The sequence below is a fragment of the Microvirga flavescens genome (genome assembly GCF_003290125.1).
In the GTDB taxonomy this organism is placed as follows: domain Bacteria; phylum Pseudomonadota; class Alphaproteobacteria; order Rhizobiales; family Beijerinckiaceae; genus Microvirga; species Microvirga flavescens.
Genome location: NZ_QMKH01000001.1, coordinates 939,107 through 958,467 on the forward strand (window position 1 = coordinate 939,107; position 19,361 = coordinate 958,467).

Annotated in this window: 17 protein-coding genes; 12 read left to right on the forward strand and 5 right to left on the reverse strand. The window is 62.2% G+C overall.

Features of this window, described 5'->3' with window-relative positions; all coding sequences use genetic code 11:
- Nucleotides 1-95 precede the first annotated feature (95 nt).
- The gene (gene bcsN / locus DQW91_RS04195) at nucleotides 96-1,061 is read right to left on the reverse strand and encodes a cellulose biosynthesis protein BcsN (protein WP_112662260.1); all 966 of its coding nucleotides are present in this window, start codon (nucleotides 1,059-1,061) and stop codon (nucleotides 96-98) included.
- 518 nt (nucleotides 1,062-1,579) lie between these two features.
- On the opposite strand from bcsN, the gene DQW91_RS04200 reads away from it, so the two are divergent.
- On the forward strand, nucleotides 1,580-2,764 hold the full coding sequence (locus tag DQW91_RS04200) for a multidrug effflux MFS transporter (protein ID WP_112662461.1): 1,185 nt from the start codon (nucleotides 1,580-1,582) through the stop codon (nucleotides 2,762-2,764).
- A 6-nt stretch (nucleotides 2,765-2,770) separates the two neighbouring features.
- On the opposite strand, the gene DQW91_RS04205 is transcribed toward DQW91_RS04200, so the two are convergent.
- Nucleotides 2,771-3,667: a LysR family transcriptional regulator gene (locus DQW91_RS04205; protein WP_112662261.1), complete on the reverse strand. Its 897-nt coding sequence runs from the start codon at nucleotides 3,665-3,667 to the stop codon at nucleotides 2,771-2,773.
- Between the two features lie 143 nt (nucleotides 3,668-3,810).
- On the opposite strand from DQW91_RS04205, the gene DQW91_RS04210 reads away from it, so the two are divergent.
- From DQW91_RS04210 to DQW91_RS04220, 3 genes are read left to right on the forward strand one after another with little or no spacing between them, the layout of a single operon-like run.
- Nucleotides 3,811-5,007: an acyl-CoA dehydrogenase gene (locus DQW91_RS04210; protein ID WP_112662262.1), complete on the forward strand. Its 1,197-nt coding sequence runs from the start codon at nucleotides 3,811-3,813 to the stop codon at nucleotides 5,005-5,007.
- 29 nt (nucleotides 5,008-5,036) lie between these two features.
- A complete protein-coding gene (dapB, locus tag DQW91_RS04215) occupies nucleotides 5,037-5,843 on the forward strand; it encodes a 4-hydroxy-tetrahydrodipicolinate reductase (RefSeq protein WP_112662263.1) in 807 nt (268 codons plus the stop codon).
- A gap of 5 nt (nucleotides 5,844-5,848) precedes the next feature.
- Nucleotides 5,849-7,021: a CaiB/BaiF CoA transferase family protein gene (locus DQW91_RS04220; RefSeq protein ID WP_112662264.1), complete on the forward strand. Its 1,173-nt coding sequence runs from the start codon at nucleotides 5,849-5,851 to the stop codon at nucleotides 7,019-7,021.
- Between the two features lie 6 nt (nucleotides 7,022-7,027).
- On the opposite strand, the gene DQW91_RS04225 is transcribed toward DQW91_RS04220, so the two are convergent.
- Nucleotides 7,028-7,591 carry a TetR/AcrR family transcriptional regulator gene (locus DQW91_RS04225; protein ID WP_157961335.1) on the reverse strand — a complete coding sequence of 188 codons (564 nt, stop codon included), beginning with the start codon at nucleotides 7,589-7,591 and terminating at the stop codon, nucleotides 7,028-7,030.
- Between the two features lie 166 nt (nucleotides 7,592-7,757).
- Here DQW91_RS04225 and DQW91_RS04230 point away from each other — a divergent pair, with 166 nt between their 5' ends.
- Nucleotides 7,758-8,915 (forward strand): efflux RND transporter periplasmic adaptor subunit, encoded by a 1,158-nt coding sequence (locus DQW91_RS04230; protein ID WP_112662265.1) that lies wholly within the window; start codon nucleotides 7,758-7,760, stop codon nucleotides 8,913-8,915.
- Between the two features lie 10 nt (nucleotides 8,916-8,925).
- Entirely contained in the window at nucleotides 8,926-12,012 is a 3,087-nt protein-coding gene (locus DQW91_RS04235) for an efflux RND transporter permease subunit (protein WP_112662266.1), read from the forward strand.
- 107 nt (nucleotides 12,013-12,119) lie between these two features.
- Here the strand turns inward: DQW91_RS04235 and DQW91_RS04240 are convergent, their stop codons facing one another.
- Entirely contained in the window at nucleotides 12,120-12,488 is a 369-nt protein-coding gene (locus DQW91_RS04240; protein ID WP_112662267.1) for a Fur family transcriptional regulator, read from the reverse strand.
- Between the two features lie 213 nt (nucleotides 12,489-12,701).
- Nucleotides 12,702-13,109, reverse strand: coding sequence for a Fur family transcriptional regulator (locus tag DQW91_RS04245; RefSeq protein ID WP_112662268.1), 408 nt, complete (start codon nucleotides 13,107-13,109; stop codon nucleotides 12,702-12,704).
- A 308-nt stretch (nucleotides 13,110-13,417) separates the two neighbouring features.
- Between DQW91_RS04245 and DQW91_RS04250 the strand changes: the two genes are divergently transcribed.
- From DQW91_RS04250 to DQW91_RS04275, 6 genes are all read left to right on the forward strand, one after another.
- Nucleotides 13,418-14,515 (forward strand): ABC transporter ATP-binding protein, encoded by a 1,098-nt coding sequence (locus DQW91_RS04250; RefSeq protein WP_112662269.1) that lies wholly within the window; start codon nucleotides 13,418-13,420, stop codon nucleotides 14,513-14,515.
- The gene (locus tag DQW91_RS04255) at nucleotides 14,508-15,644 is read left to right on the forward strand and encodes an ABC transporter substrate-binding protein (protein ID WP_112662270.1); all 1,137 of its coding nucleotides are present in this window, start codon (nucleotides 14,508-14,510) and stop codon (nucleotides 15,642-15,644) included. The genes DQW91_RS04250 and DQW91_RS04255 overlap by 8 nt, the downstream gene beginning before the upstream one ends.
- Before the next feature lie 82 nt (nucleotides 15,645-15,726).
- Nucleotides 15,727-16,560: an ABC transporter permease gene (locus DQW91_RS04260; RefSeq protein WP_112662463.1), complete on the forward strand. Its 834-nt coding sequence runs from the start codon at nucleotides 15,727-15,729 to the stop codon at nucleotides 16,558-16,560.
- Entirely contained in the window at nucleotides 16,557-17,435 is an 879-nt protein-coding gene (locus DQW91_RS04265) for an ABC transporter permease (protein WP_112662271.1), read from the forward strand. Before DQW91_RS04260 ends, DQW91_RS04265 begins: the two co-directional genes overlap by 4 nt.
- 3 nt (nucleotides 17,436-17,438) lie before the next feature.
- Nucleotides 17,439-18,281, forward strand: coding sequence for an endonuclease/exonuclease/phosphatase family protein (locus tag DQW91_RS04270; RefSeq protein WP_112662272.1), 843 nt, complete (start codon nucleotides 17,439-17,441; stop codon nucleotides 18,279-18,281).
- Nucleotides 18,282-18,390: 109 nt separating this feature from the next.
- On the forward strand, nucleotides 18,391-19,320 hold the full coding sequence (locus tag DQW91_RS04275) for a LysR family transcriptional regulator (RefSeq protein WP_112662273.1): 930 nt from the start codon (nucleotides 18,391-18,393) through the stop codon (nucleotides 19,318-19,320).
- The last annotated feature ends 41 nt before the right edge of the window (nucleotides 19,321-19,361 follow it).

Here is a 19,361-nt window from a genome sequence, read left to right on the forward strand (position 1 = left end):
AGCACCTTTAACTTGGCGTTGGCCGCTCGACTATAGCCAATATTCATTTCTCGATGTTTTGACGGTCTTGTGACTTTGTATCGGGGCTGTCTGGTCTATGGCGGCGGGGGCACGACGGGGAAGCCGCCGAGGGGCTCCCCCGTCGGGACTGCCGCAGGGTGCCTGACGGTTTCAGGCGGAAGAAGAGCCGCCGGAGGCTGGAATTCCGGCGGAGCGCGCCGGACCACGGCCTTCGGCCGGGCAGCCGGGGGCGGCGCGGTCCGCAATGTGCTGCCGGTCGTCATGCCGAGCGGATAGATGGGCGCATCGATCTGTCCGAGCTGTTGCGGGACCGGGCCGGGGGAACCGTAAGGATTCCAGCCCCGCGCCCCGAAGAAGGCCGAGATGGTGTAGCCGTACATGACCCGCAAGAGCTGCTCTTCCGTCGCGCCCGCCTCGCACAGGCGCAGACGAATGGAGACGGAGCCGCTCGTCGAAAACACCGCGTTCTCGGTCGGCTCGATCTGCTGCCAGGCGTAGAGGCAAAGGTCGTGTGCGGCGGAATAGCCCGTGGCGTAGCCGAAGGGGCCGTACTTGTTCTGAACGAAATAGAGGGACGTGCGCATGTCGACGCCCGGGAGCCTGTCCTCCATCTCGGATTGAAGGCGCTCCGTGGTGATTCGGCGGATCTTCAGAACGTCGTCGACCTCGGTCAGGGCGTCAGGATCGTTCATCATGCTGACCCAGAACGCGTTCTGCCCAACCCCTGCCGCCCCGGTCGAAAGGGCGATCTCCTGCGAGACGCCGTTCAGGAACTTGTTTTCAAGCACCGCGACGACGGCAGGTCCGCCGGGCGGTGGAATGACGACGGCCCGGGTTACCGGAACTTGAGTCGCAAGCGTCGTGAACTGAAGCTCGGAGCGCGTCGAGCAGGCGGCAACAAGCAGCGCCAGGCCAAAAGCCGCAAGCCGTTTCCCGTTTTCGGCAACCGAGGTCCGCGCCTGCGAAAGACCGCTTCGGGACGTCGCTCGAGCCCTTGAGAGGCTGCTTCTGAAGTCGGTTTGGAACCTGCGAAACATCATGATGTCGAGAAAAAGCGGCGTGATCGAAGACGACGATCTCTGGCTTTACGGGCTCCCCGGAAACTGTGACTGGACGGGCCTTTTCGGCACACCGGCGCGGGTGCCGGAATGCTTGAGAAGATATGACTAAGCATAGTTAACGAAGGGTAAAGCGGGACGCGAAAGGCCGTGTTCCGCGCCGGGATTTCTTAACTTTTCGCGGTAAGGCGCGAGGGTTTGGCGACTATGAGATGACGCAAGGGCATGACCGTTGCTTTCAGGCGGCTCGGACAGGGCCGGGGGTGCCCCGAATCGCCTGTCGGCATTCAGCCGCTCTTCCCATGTGCAAGGCGCATGCATCTGCGGTTCGGCCCTTGACCTCTCCGGAGTGCGGCATAAAGTGCGCTCTGCGAAGCGGGGCTGGCCTCGTTTGCCGCGCCGTGTCCCCCTTCGCGGGCATGTTTCCCTCAGTTTTCGCCTTCCTGAATTTCCCGCGTCCGGTCTGGGCGCGGGCCGTTTTCGATCCTTCGGATTTTTCGATGAAGACTTCTTTTCTCCGCAACGCGCTCGTGCTCGGCATGCTGTCCGCCATCGGGCCGTTCGCTATCGACATGTATCTGCCGGCCTTTCCGGCTATCGCGCGTGATCTTCAGGCGGATATCGGCGCGGTGCAGATGAGCCTGATGAGCTTTTTCAGCGCCGTCGCGCTGTTCCAGATCGTCTATGGTCCGGTGTCGGATCATGTCGGCCGCAAGCCGCCGCTCTATTTCGGCCTGACGCTTTTTATCCTTGGCGCCATCGGCTGCAGTTTCGCGCCGAATGCGGCGATGCTGATCGCGTTCCGTTTCCTGCAGGGTGTGGGTGCCTGCGCCAGCATGGTGATTACGCGCGCCATCATTCGCGATCTGCACACCGGCGCGGAGGCGGCGCGCCTGATGTCGACGACGATGCTCGTCTTCAGCGTCTCGCCGATTCTTGCGCCGCTCGCCGGCAGCACGCTCACCGCGTTCTTCAGCTGGCGCGTGATCTTCTGGGCCATTGCCCTGATCGGCCTCCTCGGGCTTCTCGTGGTCGCCGTGCTGTTGCCTGAGACACGAAAAGCTTCCGCGCAAAAGCGCAGCCTCGGCGAGGTTGCCGGGGTCTACCTCTCTCTCCTGAAGGACTGGCATTTTCTCGGCCTCGTCTTCATTGGGGGCCTCGGCCAGTCCAGCTTCTTTGCTTATCTCGCGGGTTCGTCGGTGGTGTTCATCGAGCATTTCGGGCTCTCGCCCTCGCGCTACAGCCTTGTCTTCGCCACGAATGCCATCGCTTTCATCGGTGGTGCGCAGTTCAATAGCACGCTCATGCGCCGCTTCGGGGCGCCGCGCGTGGTCCGCACGGCGATTTCGGTTTTCGCCTGCATCACATCGCTGCTGATGCTCGTGACGCTCGCCGGCGTCGATCATGCGGTGGTTTTGTGGGCGATGCTGTTCATGGCCTTCGGCTGCCTTGGCCTCGTCGTTCCCTCGACGGCGGTGTTGGCGCTCGAGGCGCATGGCCCCGTCGCGGGAACGGCGGCGGCCCTGATGGGCACCTTGCAGCTGGCGACGGGCGCTCTGGTGATCGTTCTGGTCAGCACCTTCTTCAACGGCACGGCGCTCTCGATGGTGACCGCCATCGCCAGCAGCGGCTTGATTGCCTGTGCGCTGAGCTGGAAGGTGCTGCGCCATCCGCGCGGCGCCTGACGCGGCTCATTCGCCGCGGGTTTTCGCCAGGATCCAGTCGCGGAACGAGCGCACGAGGGGTTCTTGCGCCTTCGCCTCGGGATAAACGAGGTAATAGGCGCCCTCGCTCGTGAGGCTCTGCTGGAACAGGATCTCGAGCCGTCCGGAGGACAACTCGTCGGAAACGAGGAAGTGCGGCACGAGAGCCGCGCCGAGCCCGGCGACCGCCGCTTGCACGACCATGCCGAACTGCTCAAAGCGCGGCCCGCGCAAGGGGTTGCCTTCCTCCACGCCGCAACGCGCGAACCATTCGGCCCAGGCTGTCGGCCGCGTGCTCTGCTGGAGCAGAGTTGCGCGGGTCAGATCCCCCGGTGAAGCGATGGCTTCCCGCTCCCGATAGGCGGGGCTGCACACGGGCACGACCTTTTCATCGCGCAGCCGCTCGCAGATCGCGCCCGACCAGTGCGGCTGGCCGAAATGAATCGCCGCGTCGAAGTGCTCGGTCTCGAAATCGAACGGCACCAGCCGCGCCCCGAAATTCACGGTGACGCCGGGATGGAGCGCAAAGAATTCCGGAATGCGCGGAATGAGCCAGCGCGTGCCGAAGGTCGGCAGTACGGCGAGGTTGAGAACGCCCTGCGTGCCGGACAGGGCCATCGCCTGATGGGTCGCGTCGGAGAGTTCGGCGAGCGTCGTGCGGATGCTGGCGGCATACATGCGCCCGATATCGGTGAGCACCACCCGCTGCCGCGAGCGGCTAAACAGGGAGACGCCGAGGGATTCCTCAAGATGCTGGATCTGCCGGGAGACGGCGCTCTGGGTCAGGTTCAGTTCCGCCGCCGCCCGGGAGACGCTGCCATGCCGGGCCGTCGCCTCGAAGGCGAGAAGATTGCCGATGCCCGGCAGGAAGCCCCGTCGAAACACTCACTTATTCCGTTTAAGAATGACTTGCTTCGAAGATGTCTCTTTACAACCGCCCTGTCCAGCGCGACTTTGCGCCCAAATGAAAAGGGTTTGAGGCCTCGAAGGCCGCCGCCCGCCCGCACTGGCGTTAAAGAGGAAAAATCATGTCAGGCCACACGGATCTCGCGAAGTTCCACTGGGAAGACCCGCTGCTCCTGGACGATCTGTTGAGCGACGACGAGCGCATGATCCGCGACACGGCGCGCGGCTACGCCCAGGAAAAGCTGCTGCCCCGCGTGATCGAGGCCTATCGCGAGGAAAAGACCGACCGCGCCATCTTCAACGAGATGGGCGAGCTTGGCCTTCTCGGCCTCACGCTGCCGGAGGAATATGGCTGCGCCGGCGCGTCTTATGTTTCCTACGGTCTTGTGGCGCGGGAGGTCGAGCGCATCGATTCCGGCTACCGCTCGATGATGAGCGTGCAGTCCTCCCTCGTGATGTATCCCATCTACGCCTACGGCTCCGAGGAACAGCGCAAGAAGTACCTGCCGAAGCTCGCGACGGGCGAATATGTGGGCTGCTTCGGTCTCACCGAGCCGGATGCGGGCTCCGACCCCGGCGGCATGACCACACGCGCGGAAAAGATCGACGGCGGATATCGCCTCACCGGCACCAAGATGTGGATCTCGAACTCCCCCATCGCGGATGTGTTCGTGGTGTGGGCGAAGTCGGCGGCGCATGACAACCAGATCCGCGGCTTCGTTCTCGACAAGGGCATGAAGGGCCTTTCCGCGCCGAAGATCGGCGGCAAGCTTTCGCTTCGCGCATCGATCACCGGTGAGATCGTCATGGACGGCGTCGAGGTTCCGGAGAGCGCGCTTTTGCCGAACGTGTCCGGCCTCAAGGGCCCCTTCGGCTGCCTCAACCGCGCGCGCTACGGCATCTCCTGGGGTGCGATGGGCGCGGCTGAGGATTGCTGGCACCGCGCGCGTCAATACACCCTCGACCGCAAGCAGTTCGGCAAGCCGCTGGCGCAGACCCAGCTCGTGCAGAAAAAGCTCGCCGACATGCTCACCGAGATCACGCTCGGCCTTCACGCCTCGTTGCGTGTCGGACGTCTCTTCGATGAAGGCCGCCTCGCGCCGGAGATGATCTCCATCGTCAAACGCAACAATTGCGGCAAGGCTCTCGACATTGCCCGCACCGCTCGCGACATGCATGGCGGCAACGGCATCCAGGAAGAGTACCACGTCATGCGCCACCTCCAGAATCTGGAGACGGTGAATACCTATGAAGGCACGCACGACGTTCACGCGCTGATCATCGGTCGCGCGCAGACCGGTCTGCAGGCGTTCTTTTAAGACTTTTACCTTTAACGGAGTCGATGAAAATGCCTCTTCGCATCACTCTCGCGGGCGCGACCGGTTGGGTCGGTAAGGCTCTTGTCGCGGCCATCGCTATGTCGGACGATCTCGTGCTCGCGGGCGCCGTCAGCCGCAGCGCGGCGGGCAAGGATGCGGGCGAGGTGGCGGGCCTGCCGTCTCTCGGTGTTGCGATCAGCGCAACGCTGGAAGAGGCGCTGCGCCAGCCCTCCGATGTGGTGATCGACTACACCAAGCCCAATGCGGTGAAGGCTCACGCGCTCACCGCGCTGACGCAGGGCCGTCATGTGGTCGTCGGCACGTCGGGTCTGAGCGCCGAGGATTATGACGAGATCGATGCCCTCGCGCAGAAAGCCGGGCGCGGGGTGCTCGCGGCCGGCAACTTCTCCATCACGGCGACGCTCTTGCGCCGCTTCACGCTGGAGGCCGCGCGCTATGTCGCCGATGTGGAAATCATCGACTACGCGTCGGCGGCTAAGCCGGATACGCCCTCCGGCACCGCGCGGGAACTCGCGGAGCTTCTGAGTGCGGTGCGCCAGCCCGCAACATCGAAGCCCGTCGATGAATTGTCGGGCGTTCGCGAAACGCGCGGCGGCGGGCTCGGCGCAGGCCAGCCGGTGCAGGTGCATTCGCTGCGCATGCCGTCCTTCGTTCTCTCCTGCGAGGCGGTGTTCGGCGCGGATAACGAGCGCCTCGTCATCCGCCACGATGCAGGCTCTTCCGCCGCGCCTTATGTGGCGGGCACGCTTCTCGCGGCGCGCCGCGTCGGCACATTTACCGGGTTGAAGCGCGGCCTCGATGCCGTGATGGATTGATGAGTATGAAACCGCTCGAAGGCCTGAAAGTCCTCGAACTCGCGCGCATTCTCGCGGGTCCCTGGGTCGGGCAGTTGCTTGCCGATCTCGGCGCGGACGTGGTGAAGGTGGAGCGCACAGGCGCGGGTGACGACACGCGCGGCTGGGGACCTCCCTTCATCGAGGGCAAGGATGGGGATAATCTCTCGGCGGCCTATTACCACGCCTGCAATCGCGGCAAGCGTTCCATCGAGGCGGATTTCGAAACGCCGGAAGGCCAAGCGCTCGTGCGCAAGCTTGCGGCCCATGCGGATGTGGTGATCGAGAACTTCAAGGTCGGCGGGTTGAAGAAATACGGGCTCGATTACGAGAGCCTGAAAGCGGTCAATCCGCGCCTCGTCTATTGCTCCATCACGGGCTTCGGCCAGAACGGGCCTTACGCGGCGCGGGCCGGTTACGATTTCATGATCCAGGGCATGGGCGGCATCATGGATCTGACGGGCGAGCCCACCGGCGAGCCGCAGAAGATCGGCGTCGCTTATGTCGATATTTTCACCGGCGTCTATTCCGTCGTCGGCATTCTTGCCGCCCTTCGCCGCCGCGATGAGACGGGCGAGGGCGCGCATCTCGATATGGCGCTGCTCGATGTGCAAACGAGCGTTCTCGCCAACCAGGCCATGAACTATCTCGCCTCCGGCAAGGCGCCGCGCCGCATGGGCAATGCGCACCCCAACATCGTGCCCTATCAGGTGTTTCCGGTGTCCGATGGGCACATGATCGCGGCAGTGGGCAATGACGGGCAGTTCGCGCGCTTCGTCGCCGTGCTCGGCCAGCCCGAGCTGGCGCAGGACCCGCGCTTCAAGACGAACGCGGACCGCGTGCGCGCCCGCGCCGAGCTGATTCCGCTTCTGACCGTGCTGACGCTGAAATTCACCCGCGATGGGCTTCTCGCGGCGCTGGAGAAGGAAGGCGTTCCGGCCGGCCCCATCAACACGGTCGCCGATGTATTTACGGATAGCCAGGTGATCGCGCGCGGCATGAAGATCGATCTACCTTCAGCGGAGGCGAAGAACGGCTCCATCCCGTCCGTCCGCTCGCCCATCGTCATGGATGGCGAGCCGATGGCCGCAAACCGCCCCTCGCCGCGCCTTGGCGAACACACGGATGCGGTGCTGAACGACCCGTCCTGGGTCGGCTGAGGGGCGTTATTCGCTCAATCCCTTGTCAAGGAGGCGGTTGACGGCCTTCACGACGCGTTCGCGATCCTGCTCCGAAAAGGGGCTGATGTCGTGAAGCTCGAGGCTGCACATGCCTTCGACGGCGAGCCACGCGACGAGAGCCGCGTCGGCGTCTTCCGATGTCGTCTTGAGATGCTCGAGAACGTCCTTCAGGACGTGGCGAACGGGCTCCAGCAGGCGCGGGTTCTCCGATGAGGCCGCGAGCATGCCGTTCGAAATCTCCTTCATGTTGCCCGTGCGCATCTTCAGCGCGGCGTTGACGCAGAGCCGGGCCTCGAGATTGGGCCCGCCGAGCTTGCCCCGAAGGGCCTCGCGCTCGGCGGAAACCTCGTCCACCATGCGCTGGATCATGCCCTGAAGGAGCGCCTCCTTGCTGGGGAAGTTGTAGAGAAGGCCGCCTTTGCTCAGGCCCGCGCGCTCCGCGACCGCGTCTAGCGTCAGCCGCCCCGAGCCTACCTCACTGACAAGTTCCGCCGCCGCGTCGAGGATCTTCTCGCGCGAGCTTTTGCGGCCCCGAATGCAACCAAACATCCCTAAACTCTTATGGCTTTCGATTTTGGCATCTTGCACCAAACCGTCCAGACGGTATATAAATGCTTCGCAGGCATTGGCGTCAATAGGAAGATACGCTAATGCCGCGTCTCCATAATCAAAGAGCTATCCGGGCAGCCGGACCAACGGATTTCGGAAGATCGAAATGAAGCGCCGTATTGTCATCATTACCGTGTCCTCTCTGGCGCTCCTTCTGTGCGTTGGCCTGATCGGGTTCTATTATCTCAAGCAGAAGATGATCGCGGACTTCTTCGCGACCATGCCGCAGCCGACACAGACGGTCTCGGCGACGAAGGTCGAAGCGAAGACCTGGACGCCCGGCATCGACGCCATCGGCACGGCCAAGGCCGCCAACGGCGTCGAGCTGGCCGTGGAGGCCGCCGGCATCGTCAAGCAGATCAACTTCAAGCCGAACCAGTACGTGACGGAAGGGACGATCCTCGTTCAGATCGACGATTCGATCGAACGTGCGGATCTCATCGACGTGCAGGCGGCGGTCAAGCTCGGCGAGTCGAGCTATGAGCGCGCCAAGACGTTGACATCGCGCGGTTTCGGCACCGAAGCGTCCTATGACGAAATCGTCGCCAAGCTCGCCACCGCGCGCTCGCGGATGAATCGCATCCAGGCCGTCATCAACCAGAAGGGCCTCAAGGCTCCGTTCTCGGGCGTCATCGGTATTCCGCGCGTCGATGTTGGCCAGTATGTGCAGATCGGCACGCCCGTCGCGAGCTTCCAGGATCTCGATTCCATGAAGGTGGACTTCACGGTTCCGGAGCAGATGGCCGATGCGATCAAGCTCGGCCAGGAAGTGCGCGTCGGCGTCAACGAGAACGATCTCAAGTTCGTCGGCCACGTGATCGGCAAGGATCCGCGCGTCGATCCGCAGACCCGGCTCGTCGCCGTTCAGGCGCTGATTGAGAACAACAAGGACCGCGCCGTTCTTCCCGGTCAGTTCCTGCATGTGCGCGCCATCCTGCCGGCGGAGGATAATGTCATCACGGTGCCGCAAACGGCGGTCATCACAAGCCTGTACGGAACCTATGTCTATGTCGTCGAGCCGAAGGAAGTCGATGGCAAGAAGGTCGAGGACAAGGACGGGAAGCCGGTCGAGATCGTCAAGCAGGTGTTCGTGAAGGCGGGACGTCGCCAGGGCGGCGCCATCGAGATCATTTCGGGCGTGACGCCCGGCCAGCAGGTCGTGATGTCCGGGCAGAACAAGCTTCAGGCGGGCGCTGCGGTCAAGATTGACAACAGTATCGACATAACCAAGCTCGACGCGTCGAAGCTTGCGAACGGGCAATAGGCCTCAAGCCATGAGTTTCACGGAACTTTTCATTCGCCGCCCTGTCCTTTCGATGGTGGTGAGTCTGTTGATCCTGCTGCTCGGCGCGCAGGGTCTGATCAGCCTTCAGGTGCGGCAATATCCCAAGGTCGACGAAACCACGATCACGATCACGACCACCTATGTGGGCGCGAGCGCGGATCTGATGCAGGGCTTTATCAGCACGCCCATCGCCAAGGCGGTGTCGAGCGCTGAAGGCGTCGATTACGTGAGCACACAGAGCCGTCAGGGCATGAGCACCGTTTCGGTGCGCATGCGCCTGAACACGGATCCGAATGCAGCGCTCACCGAAGTCACCTCCAAGGTGCAGACGGTGCGCGCGCAGCTGCCGACGGATGCTGAAGACCCGGTGATTGTGAAGGGCACCGGGCAAACCTTTGCGCTGATGTACATCACCTTCGCCTCGACGAAGATGAACCCCGAAGAAGTGTCGGAATTCCTGACCCGCGTCATCCAGCCGCGCTTCGCGACGCTCGAAGGCGTCGGCTCGGCTGACATTCTCGGCGGGCGCGATTTCTCTATGCGCGTGTGGATCGATCCCATTCGCCTCGCCGCGCGCAGCGTGACGGCGGGCGAGGTCGTGTCGGCGATCCAGGCCAGCAACTTCCTGGCGGCCCCGGGCAAGACGAAGAACGACTTCGTCGCCTACGCCATCGAGATGCAGACCACCCTGCAGACCCCTGAATCCTTCGGCATGCTGCCGGTTCGCACCAACGGCGATCAGATCGTGCGCCTGCGCGATGTCGCCAATGTGGAGCTGGGGCCGAAGAGCACGGACACCAAGGTCAGCTTCAACGGCAAGGAAGGCACATTCATCGGCGTGACGCCGACGCCTTCCGCCAATCCGCTCACCGTGGCCGAGGCCGTCAATCAGGCGATCAACGAGATCCGCCCGACACTGCCCGATGGCATGACGGTGCAGGTTGTCTACGATGCGTCGAACTTCATCTCGGCCTCGATCAAGGAAGTGTTCAAGACCATCGGCGAGGCAGGCCTCATCGTCGTCATCGTCATCCTGCTCTTTCTCGGCTCGTTCCGCTCCGTGCTGATTCCTATCGTCACGATTCCGCTGTCGCTGGTCGGTGTGTGCTTCGTGCTCTATGCGCTTGGCTACTCCATCAACCTCCTCACGCTTCTGGCGATGGTGCTCGCCATCGGCCTCGTGGTCGATGACGCCATCGTCGTGGTGGAGAACATCCACCGCCATATCGAGGAGGGCTTGTCGCCAATCGATGCCGCCGTCGCCGGGATGAAGGAGATTTTCGGTCCCATCATTTCGATGACGATCACCCTCGCGGCGGTTTATGCGCCCATCGGCTTCACGCAGGGTCTGACCGGCGCGCTGTTCCGCGAGTTCGCGTTCACCCTTGCAGGCGCGGTCATCATCTCGGGCATCGTCGCGGTGACGCTGTCGCCGATGATGTCGTCGCGGCTGTTGAAGCCGCACAACGAGAACCACAGTCGGTTCGCTGCTTTGGTGGACCGCACCTTCACGCAGCTCGAAAACTGGTATGCGCGCCGTCTCTCCGGCTCGCTCGACGTGCGCCCCGTGACGCTCGCCATCGCCATCGGTCTTCTTGTGACGACGGCTTTCATGTTCTCCAAGACGCCGTCGGAACTCGCGCCCGAAGAAGACCAGGGCGCTTATCTCGGCCTCGTCAACGTGCCGCAATATGCGACGCCCGAATACACGCAGGCCTTCGCGCCGAAATTCACCACGGCCTTCGAGCAGATCCCCGAGATCGAGGACACCTTCCTCATCATCGGCATCGATGGGGGCGGCGGTGGCTTCGTCGGCTTCAAGCTGAAGGAGTGGAGCGAACGCAAGAAAAAGGGCCCAGTGACGAAGCAGGAGATTCAGACGCTCCTTGATTCGAACGCTGGCGTTCAGGCCTTCGTGTTTGCGCCGCCGTCCCTGCCGGGCTCCGCCGGCGGCCTGCCGATCCAGTATGTGCTGCGCACGATCGGCGACCCGTCGCAGGCCTACGAGGTGGCCGAGCAGATCAAGCAGAAGGCGATGGCATCGGGCAAGTTCATCGTTGCCGTCAACTCGATGTCCTACCAGACACCGCGCGCGCGGATCATCATCGACCGCGACCGTGCGGCGGTTCTCGGCGTGCGGGTCAGCGATATCGGCGTGACTCTCGGCGCGCTTGTCGGTGGTGCGCAGGTTTCGAAGTTCGATCGCGATAATCGCAGCTATGATGTCATTCCGCAGGTCGGGCAGAACGCGCGCCTGAATCCGGAGCGGCTCGGCGAGTACTATGTGCGCGCCGCCGATGGCACGATGGTTCCGTTGTCCGCGCTGGTGCGTGTGGAGACGGATGCGGCCCCCGCATCCATCGACCAGTTCAACCAGCTCAACTCCGCGACGGTTTCGGCGCTGCCGATGCCGGGGGTCACCACGTCTGAAGGCTTGCAGGTGCTACGGGATATCTCGAAGCAGGTCATGCCTGCGGGCTTCTATACCGACTATGCCGGCCAGTCCCGCCTCGAAGTCCAGGAGGGAAGCTCCATCGCAATGGCCTTCGGCCTCGCGGTGATCGTGATCTATCTGGTGCTTGCCGCTCAGTTCGAGAGCTTCCGCGATCCGTTCATCATCATGATGTCGGTGCCTCTCTCGATGTTCGGTGCGATGACGTTCCTCTATCTCGGCCTGGCTACGCTGAACATCTACACGGAGGTCGGTCTCATCACGCTCGTCGGGTTGATTACCAAGCACGGCATTCTGATGGTGGAGTTCGCCAACGAACTGAAGCAGAAGCACGGCTACAAGCGCCGTCAGGCGATCGAGGAAGCGGCGAAGGTTCGTCTGCGGCCGATCCTCATGACGACGGCGGCGATGGTGCTCGGCGTTGCACCGCTGATCTACGCCAGCGGCGCGGGTGCGGCGGCGCGGTTCTCGATGGGGCTCGTCATTGCCTCCGGCATGTCCATCGGAACGATCTTCACCCTCTTCATCGTGCCGATGTTCTATACCTTCATTGCCAAGGAGACGTCTGATCAAGCCGAGCTGAAGGCTCCGCATGTGACGCAGCAGGCAATGGCAGCCGAGTAACGGCGGATCAAGGCAGGTTCGACGAGACGTCCTGCAACCAAAAAGAAAAAGGCCGGGCAATGTGCCCGGCCTTTTTGATTTGAAATGTCTGCTTCGCCTAACGGCGCTTAGCGGATGACTTCGCCTTCGACTTCCACGAAGGGCGAGATCGCCTTGAAGCCGGCGTCTTCCGCGGCCTTGCGAATCGCGTCCCCGACTTCCTTGGAATGGACTTCGACGCTCTTGCCGGTGCGCGAGCAGACGAACATGATCTTCACCGCGCCAGGATCGACCTCGCCATGGGAGACGATGTAGGAGTTCTGCGTCGCCAGGCGATGAACAAGGCCGGCATCGCGCAGGAAATCGAGAGCGCGGTAGATCGTGACCGGTGCGATTCGGCGGGACTTGCTGCTCAAGCGCTCCACCAGATCGTAGGCCCCGACCGGACCTCCGCTTTGCACCAACTCGCGATAAACACGTTCGCGCATCGGAGTCATGCGCAACCTGTTCTCACGGCAAACCTCATCTGCTCGCTGGAGCAGTTCGCTATCTTCCTTAGCCCGATCTTGAGCAACCGCCACGGCTTGCCTCCTGAATTTGAGTACCTACCCGTTTATATAGGCAAGATTTGGTTTCCGCAATGTGGTAGCGTTGCAATCTATACTTGCAGCAATGCAATAACCTTCCCAAAGGGAATAACCAGTAAATTCCTATTTCGAAGTGCAGTTTTCACATAATCCGCGTATTTCGACAGTGGTTTTATTTGCGCGGAAATGGTGATCGCTGCTCCACTGCCCAAGACGCTTGTCAATTGTAGGGTCGCTGAACTCGGTCGCAAGGCCGCAAGTTTCACAAATTGCAAAGGCTGCCATCTCGTGCGGATGGGTATGCTTGCAGACTACATAGGCATTGAGGCTCTCGAGCCTGTGGGCGAGCCCCTTCTCGATCAGCTTGTCGAGAGAGCGGTACACAGTCGGCGGCGTCACCGCCCGTTCGGCCCGCATGCGATCCAGAACCTCGTAGGCCGAAAGCGGGTTCTCGGCAGCGGCGAGGATCGTGTGAACGCGCTTTTGCGTGTCGTTCAGCGAGTCCAGAGAATGATCGTGATGCGCGCCCATAGGTATCCCACACAGGTTATGAGCCTATAATATATTGTACGATCCGTTGGATGCCATGCCTCGCGTTGTCGGGCAACCCTCTGGGCTGGCCACCAGTGGCGCCTGCTCCAGGCGAAGAGCGCTGCGAATCATCTCTCGCGAACACCGCGGCGTGCAAGAGATCTGCGCCGGGGCTTCCGCCGGCCATCTTCAAGAAAGTGTCATGGCCCCTGAATAAAAACATCGCGGCACTCTTTACGTCGGCTCAGCTGTTGTGATTTGCTGGCTACATAAAAGAGGCGCTCAAGCGCACGACATCGGGAGGGAGGATGACCGTGACCAGCTCTGGTTCGGCGGCGATTGATATCGACCACCTCAAGGTAAGCTACGGCAACAACCGTGTTCTGCACGGCGTCAGCCTGTCCGTGGCGAAAGGCGAGTTCATCGCAATTCTGGGCTCGTCCGGCTGCGGGAAGACGACGCTTCTTCGCACCATCGCAGGCTTTCAGAAAGCATCCGGCGGGGCCATTCGCCTCTTTGGCCGCGATGTCGTGGACATGCCGCCCGAAAAGCGCGGCATGGCTATGATGTTTCAATCCTACGCGCTGTGGCCGCACATGAGCGTGCTCGGCAATGTCGGTTACGGATTGCGGCTGCGCGGCGTCTCGCGGGAAGAGATCCGCAAGCGGGTTGCGGAAGTGCTGCGCATGCTCAACCTCTCGGGCCTTGAGGATCGCAAGGTCACGAACCTGTCGGGCGGTCAGCGCCAGCGCGTCGCGCTCGGACGCGCGCTTGCCATCGAACCCGAGATTCTTCTGCTCGACGAGCCGTTGTCGAATCTCGATGCGAAGGTGCGCCTGCAGCTGCGCACGGAGATCAAGACGCTGCAGAGCCGCCTCGGATTCACCGCCATTCATGTGACGCACGATCGCGAGGAGGCCATGACGATGGCGGACCGCATTGTGGTGATGGACGCAGGACACATCGCCCAGGTGGGAACGCCGAAGGAGGTGTTCGACAATCCCGTCTCGCCCTTCGTTGCAAGTTTCATGGGGGCGGAAAACACGCTTCACCTCGACGTGCGCGCCTCCGGCGCGGGCATCGAGGTCAAGGCGGAACAAGGCCATGCGGTGCAGTGGAACGGTGACGTTCCGGTGGGACCCGTCACCGCCTATTTCCGCGACGATGTCGCCTCGCTCGGTGATCCGAGCGTTGCCATCGAAGGCTCGATCGTCCTGCCCGGCACAATTACGCAAAGAACGTATCCGGGTGGGCATTACAGGTACGTGGTCGCTATCGCTGACCGTCATTTTACTGTGACGGACGATGACTACCACGAGCTCGATCGACCGGTGGGTTTGCGCCTGCCGCTCGCGTCGTTGCACCTGTTCCCCAGCGAACAATCCCAGGGAGGATTTCATGCGTAAGAGTCTCTTGCTTGCGGGCCTTGCAGCCTTCGCGTTCAGCCATTCGGCGAGCGCGCAGACGCTCAATGTCGCCACCGCCGGCGACCAGAACATGGTCGACTACATCAAGGATTATCTCGGGCCGCTCTTCGAGAAGAGCCATCCCGGCGTGAAGGTCGTCGCCGTCGGCACGGGCCCCGGCGATGGCGGTTCGCAGAAGATCTACGAAAAGCTCGATGCGCAGAAGAAGGCCAATGCAACGAGCGTGGACTTCGACGTCATCGTCATACACCAGAAGGCCGCAGGCACGCTGGTGAAGGAAGAGCTGATCGAGAAGTATCGCGACAAGCTTTCCACCGCCAAGCTCGTGACGCGCGATACGGCGACGAACTCCCTCGGCACCGATGTCGGCGGTTATGTGATGCCGATGTTCCACTCGCAGACGGCTCTCGCCTACAATCCCGATCTCGTGAAGGCGCCGCCGGCTTCCTACGCGGAGCTCCGCGACTGGGTGAAGAAGAACCCGAAGCAGTTCGGCTACAATGGCATCAAGGGCGGTATGTCCGGCGTTGCCTTCGTCACCGGCTGGGTTTCCGCCTTCGGAGGAGACGCCACGAAGCTCGAAAGCGGCCCCTATGACGCCGCCGCGAAGGCGACGTGGGACAAGGCGATGGGCGATCTCAAGGAGTTCAACCAGAGCGTCGTCATCACCCCCGGCAATGCCGGCACGCTCGACATGCTCAATCGTGGCGAGATCGCCGTCGGGCCGGTCTGGGTCGATATGTTCTACACCTGGAAGGCGGAAGGAAAGCTGCCGCCGAGCATGCGCCTGAAGTTGATATCGCCCGGCATGCCCGGCCAGCCGATGTATTACGCCATTCCGAAGAAGGCTCCGCAGGACAAGCTCGCCGCCGAGTTCATCGCGCTCGCCACGAGCCCCGAAGTGCAGGCGGAAGGTATCGTGAAGCGCTTCAACTGGTATCCCGGCATCGACGCGCAGAACCTTGAAGGCAAGCTCGATCAGGCCGCCTGGAACCAGCTCTTCTCGGACATCACGCCGAAGGACCTTGCGTCTAACGGCAAGGCGTTCCCCATCGGCCCCTATTTCAACGACATTCTCGAAACCTACGAGAAGAAAGTCGCGAACTAGGCTTTCTCCAGGCTTGGGCGGGCGGCTTGAGAATCTTGAGCCGCCCGCTCTTCCGTTCCTCAAAGCGGGACATCGTTCATTCATGACGCGTCCGTCGTTCTTCGGCCTTCTTCTGATCGCGCCTGCCTTGGCGATGATCGGCGCGCTGTTTCTCTACCCGCTCGGCTTCTCTCTCGCCGCGGCCTTCACGGACGGCAGCGGCAATCCGACACTGGCGCATTTCGCCAAGGCCTATGAACTCTATTCGACGGATATTCTCTTCACGCTCTTCATCGTCGTCACGGCAACGATCCTGACAGGCGTCGTCTCCATTGCCATCGCCGGTATCCTGACGCTTGGCGAAACGCCGTGGCTCGTCGCGATCCTGCGCAATCTCTACCGCTGGCCGCTCTTCATTCCGTTCATCGTCGCCGCCCAGTGCATGCGTACATTTCTGGCCAAGAACGGATTGATGAACAACTCCCTCGTCGCGATGGGGATCATGGAACCCATTCAGGCGACGAGCCTTCTTGATTGGCGCGGTATCATCATCACCTTCGTCTGGAAGCAGGTGCCCTTCGTCACGTTGATGGTGGCGGGTGCGATGGCTTCCGTCGACCGGTCTACCATCGAAGCCGGCCGCAACCTCGGCGCTTCGCGTCCGCGTGTGCTGATAGAGCTTGTGCTGCCGCAGGTCGCGCAGACCCTGCTGGTGGGGCTCGTTCTGTCCTTCGTCACGATGTTGTCGGTTCTCTCCGTGCCGATGATGGTTGCCGGCTCTCAGCCGACCATGCTCACGGTCGACATGGCTTTTCGTATCAATTCTTACGGCGATTACGCGACCGCGAACGCGCTCGGCGTGATCTCTTATGCGATTTCCGGCATCGCCGCCTGGATCTACCTGCGCCACAACGTCAAGCGCGAGGTGCAGGCATGAGCAGCAAAGTGCAATTCGCGTCCGCGCCTGTCGACATCGAGCAGGCGCCGTCCCTTGGCCGCCTGCGGCTCAAGGGCTTCGCTTCAACGCTGCTCAAGGCGGCTGCTCTTGCGGCCTTCGCCTTCCTGCTGTTCGGGCCTCTGGCCAATCTCGTGCTGTGGTCCTTTGCGGAACGCTGGTATGCGCCCTTCAAGCTGCCGGTTTCCTACGGCACGCGCTATTGGGAGGTGGTGTTCCGTCCGACGGGAGACGCGATGTCGTCCCTGATGACGAGTGTGAGCATCGCCTGCCTCACCGTCGCTGTGGCCCTCGCGATCTCGGTTCCGGCGGGCTATGCGCTGGCGCGGCTGAAGCTGCCATGGCGCACGGCATTGATGATCCTCTTCCTTCTCCCGCAAGCTTTCCCGTCTGTCGCGATCTACATCAACGTCGCGCGGGTGTTCTACAGCATCGGCCTGACAGGCACGATCGCGGGCGTCGTTCTCGTTCACGCGGCGCACGGCCTCGTCTATTCGGTCTGGATTGCAGCGGCGGCATTCGCTGCGGTGGATCGCGACCTCGAACTCGCCGCGCGCAATATCGGGGCGTCCCCTTTACGGACCTTCTTCACGGTCACGCTGCCTCTGGCGATGCCCGGCATCATGGCAAGCGCCATCTTCGTCTTTCTGGAATCGCTCGATGAATTTACCGGAACGTTCTTCGTCGGCGTGCCGCAGGTGACGACCCTGCCGCTTCTTCTCTACAACGCGAGCATGGGCGGCAACTACCAGATCGCCTCGATCACCGCGTTGATCCTTCTGGTGCCCTCCGTGTTGTTCATGCTTTTCATCGAGCGCTTCCTGAAGGCGGATGTGCTCAGCAAGGTAGGCCAGTAGGACATGTTCAGGATCCTGACCTGGAACATTCAATGGGGGCTGGGCATCGACGGCCGTCGCGATCTTGCGCGGTTGATCACGGATGCGCGCGACATCGCCGATTTCGACGTTCTGTGCCTGCAGGAGGTTGCCGACAATGTCGCCGGCTTGAAGGGGCATGAGGGCGAGAACCAGTTCGCGGAAATCGCGTCTCTTCTTCCCGGCTACCACGCCGTCGAGGGCGTTGCTCTCGATGCGCCGGACGGCAGGGGCGGGCGCAGCCGCTTCGGCAACATGATCCTCTCACGCCATCCCGTCGCGCAGGTGCTGCGTTACACGCTGCCGTGGGAGGCCGCGGCCACGCGCAACATGCCACGTCTTTTGATCGAGGCTGTCGTCGAAGCGCCCTCCGGTCCTTTGCGGGTCATGACGACGCATCTCGAATATTCCTCCGACACGATCCGCCGGGCGCAGGTGCAAGGCATCCGGGAGGCGCACCGCACGGCCTGTGACCGCACGCGCGTGCCGCGCGAGCCTGGTCCCGGCACCTATGCGATCTTTCCGACGAGTGCTTCGGCCGTCCTGACCGGCGACTTCAACATGAAGCCCGAAGACCCCACGAAGAAGCGGATCTCCGAGCCGTTTCAAAACGGCACGCCCCGCCTTGTCGATGCCTGGGAGGCCTTTCGCCCGGACGAGGCGCATCCGGCCTCGTTCTGCATCTACGAGCAGTCGAGCGGCCAGCCCCATTGTTGCGACTTCCTGTTTGTCACGGAGGATTTGGCGCCGAAAGTGTCACGGGTCTTCTACGATCAGGGCCGCCAATCCTCAGATCATCAGCCTGTCCTACTCGAATTGGAGATCTGATTTCAGCGCATGAGGCTCCATGTCCGAGTTGACGGAAGGCGATCCGCTGTTTCAAATCCTTATAGGCACTCGCTGAGGAGCTCTGCGGGATGAGAGACAGGTTCAGGCTATGAAGCTCGCCAATCTGGAGACCTTTGTCCATCTCGCGCGCCTGCGCCATTTCGGACGCACGGCCACTCATCTCAACACGACGCAACCCGCCGTCTCGTCCCGCATCGCTGCCCTTGAGCGCGAACTCGGCGTGCAACTCGTCATGCGCGAGGGGCGCGGCTTTCACCTCACCTCGGCGGGGCATGAAGCCCTGAGGGTGATCGAGAACATGCTGGGCGAGTTCGACAAGCTCAAACTCGGATTCACCGACCCCGAGAACATCGCCCTGACGCTCAGGATCGGGGCTATCGACGCCATCGTCCAGACCTGGCTGCCGCGGCTCTACGAGCGTCTGCGGCAAATCTATCCGGGATCGCAGATCGAGATCGTGACCGATTCCACGATCAACCTCCTCAACCACATGAAGAGCGGCGATCTCGATATCACCTTCTGCCTCGATCCTCTGCTGGAGGAAGGCTATCGCAGCTTCGTGGTGTGCACCTACGCCATGTCCTGGGTCGGCAGCCCAAAGCTGATCGACAAGAACCGCATCTACAGCGTGGCGGAGCTCGGCGCGATGCCGCTCATCACCTTTCAGCGCGGCTCGCCGCCCTACCGGATGATCGCGCCCTATTTCCAGGACGAGAGCGTGCTTGCCAGCCAGCTCTCGAACTCCAATTCGCTGCCCACCATGATTCGGCTGGCGATGGACGGCTTCGGCGTCGCCGCCGTGCCCACGGCGGTCGTGCAGCGGGAGATCGCCCTCGGCGACCTCGTCTCGGTGAAGGTCAACAAGCCTTTTCCGCCGCTCGACTTCATCGCGAGCTATCACCCGGTGCCGGGTTCCCTCCTGACGGAACGGGTGGCCGAGTTGGCGCGGCGGACGGCGCTGGAATTCTGCGCCGAGATCGACCCCGGCATCGCCTGGGTCGAGAGTCATGCCCGATAAAAAATTTTTATCGTTCCTATAGAGAACGATAATTGGACACA

What these genes read in the sequence shown, in the direction of transcription:
- bcsN (WP_112662260.1), bottom strand. Translation starts at nt 1,061, where the DNA reads ATGATGTTTCGCAGGTTCCAAACCGACTTCAGAAGCAGCCTCTCAAGG.
- DQW91_RS04200 (WP_112662461.1), top strand. Translation starts at nt 1,580, where the DNA reads ATGAAGACTTCTTTTCTCCGCAACGCGCTCGTGCTCGGCATGCTGTCC.
- DQW91_RS04210 (WP_112662262.1), top strand. Translation starts at nt 3,811, where the DNA reads ATGTCAGGCCACACGGATCTCGCGAAGTTCCACTGGGAAGACCCGCTG.
- dapB (WP_112662263.1), top strand. Translation starts at nt 5,037, where the DNA reads ATGCCTCTTCGCATCACTCTCGCGGGCGCGACCGGTTGGGTCGGTAAG.
- DQW91_RS04220 (WP_112662264.1), top strand. Translation starts at nt 5,849, where the DNA reads ATGAAACCGCTCGAAGGCCTGAAAGTCCTCGAACTCGCGCGCATTCTC.
- DQW91_RS04225 (WP_157961335.1), bottom strand. Translation starts at nt 7,591, where the DNA reads ATGTTTGGTTGCATTCGGGGCCGCAAAAGCTCGCGCGAGAAGATCCTC.
- DQW91_RS04230 (WP_112662265.1), top strand. Translation starts at nt 7,758, where the DNA reads ATGAAGCGCCGTATTGTCATCATTACCGTGTCCTCTCTGGCGCTCCTT.
- DQW91_RS04235 (WP_112662266.1), top strand. Translation starts at nt 8,926, where the DNA reads ATGAGTTTCACGGAACTTTTCATTCGCCGCCCTGTCCTTTCGATGGTG.
- DQW91_RS04240 (WP_112662267.1), bottom strand. Translation starts at nt 12,488, where the DNA reads ATGACTCCGATGCGCGAACGTGTTTATCGCGAGTTGGTGCAAAGCGGA.
- DQW91_RS04245 (WP_112662268.1), bottom strand. Translation starts at nt 13,109, where the DNA reads ATGGGCGCGCATCACGATCATTCTCTGGACTCGCTGAACGACACGCAA.
- DQW91_RS04250 (WP_112662269.1), top strand. Translation starts at nt 13,418, where the DNA reads ATGACCGTGACCAGCTCTGGTTCGGCGGCGATTGATATCGACCACCTC.
- DQW91_RS04255 (WP_112662270.1), top strand. Translation starts at nt 14,508, where the DNA reads ATGCGTAAGAGTCTCTTGCTTGCGGGCCTTGCAGCCTTCGCGTTCAGC.
- DQW91_RS04260 (WP_112662463.1), top strand. Translation starts at nt 15,727, where the DNA reads ATGACGCGTCCGTCGTTCTTCGGCCTTCTTCTGATCGCGCCTGCCTTG.
- DQW91_RS04265 (WP_112662271.1), top strand. Translation starts at nt 16,557, where the DNA reads ATGAGCAGCAAAGTGCAATTCGCGTCCGCGCCTGTCGACATCGAGCAG.
- DQW91_RS04270 (WP_112662272.1), top strand. Translation starts at nt 17,439, where the DNA reads ATGTTCAGGATCCTGACCTGGAACATTCAATGGGGGCTGGGCATCGAC.
- DQW91_RS04275 (WP_112662273.1), top strand. Translation starts at nt 18,391, where the DNA reads ATGAAGCTCGCCAATCTGGAGACCTTTGTCCATCTCGCGCGCCTGCGC.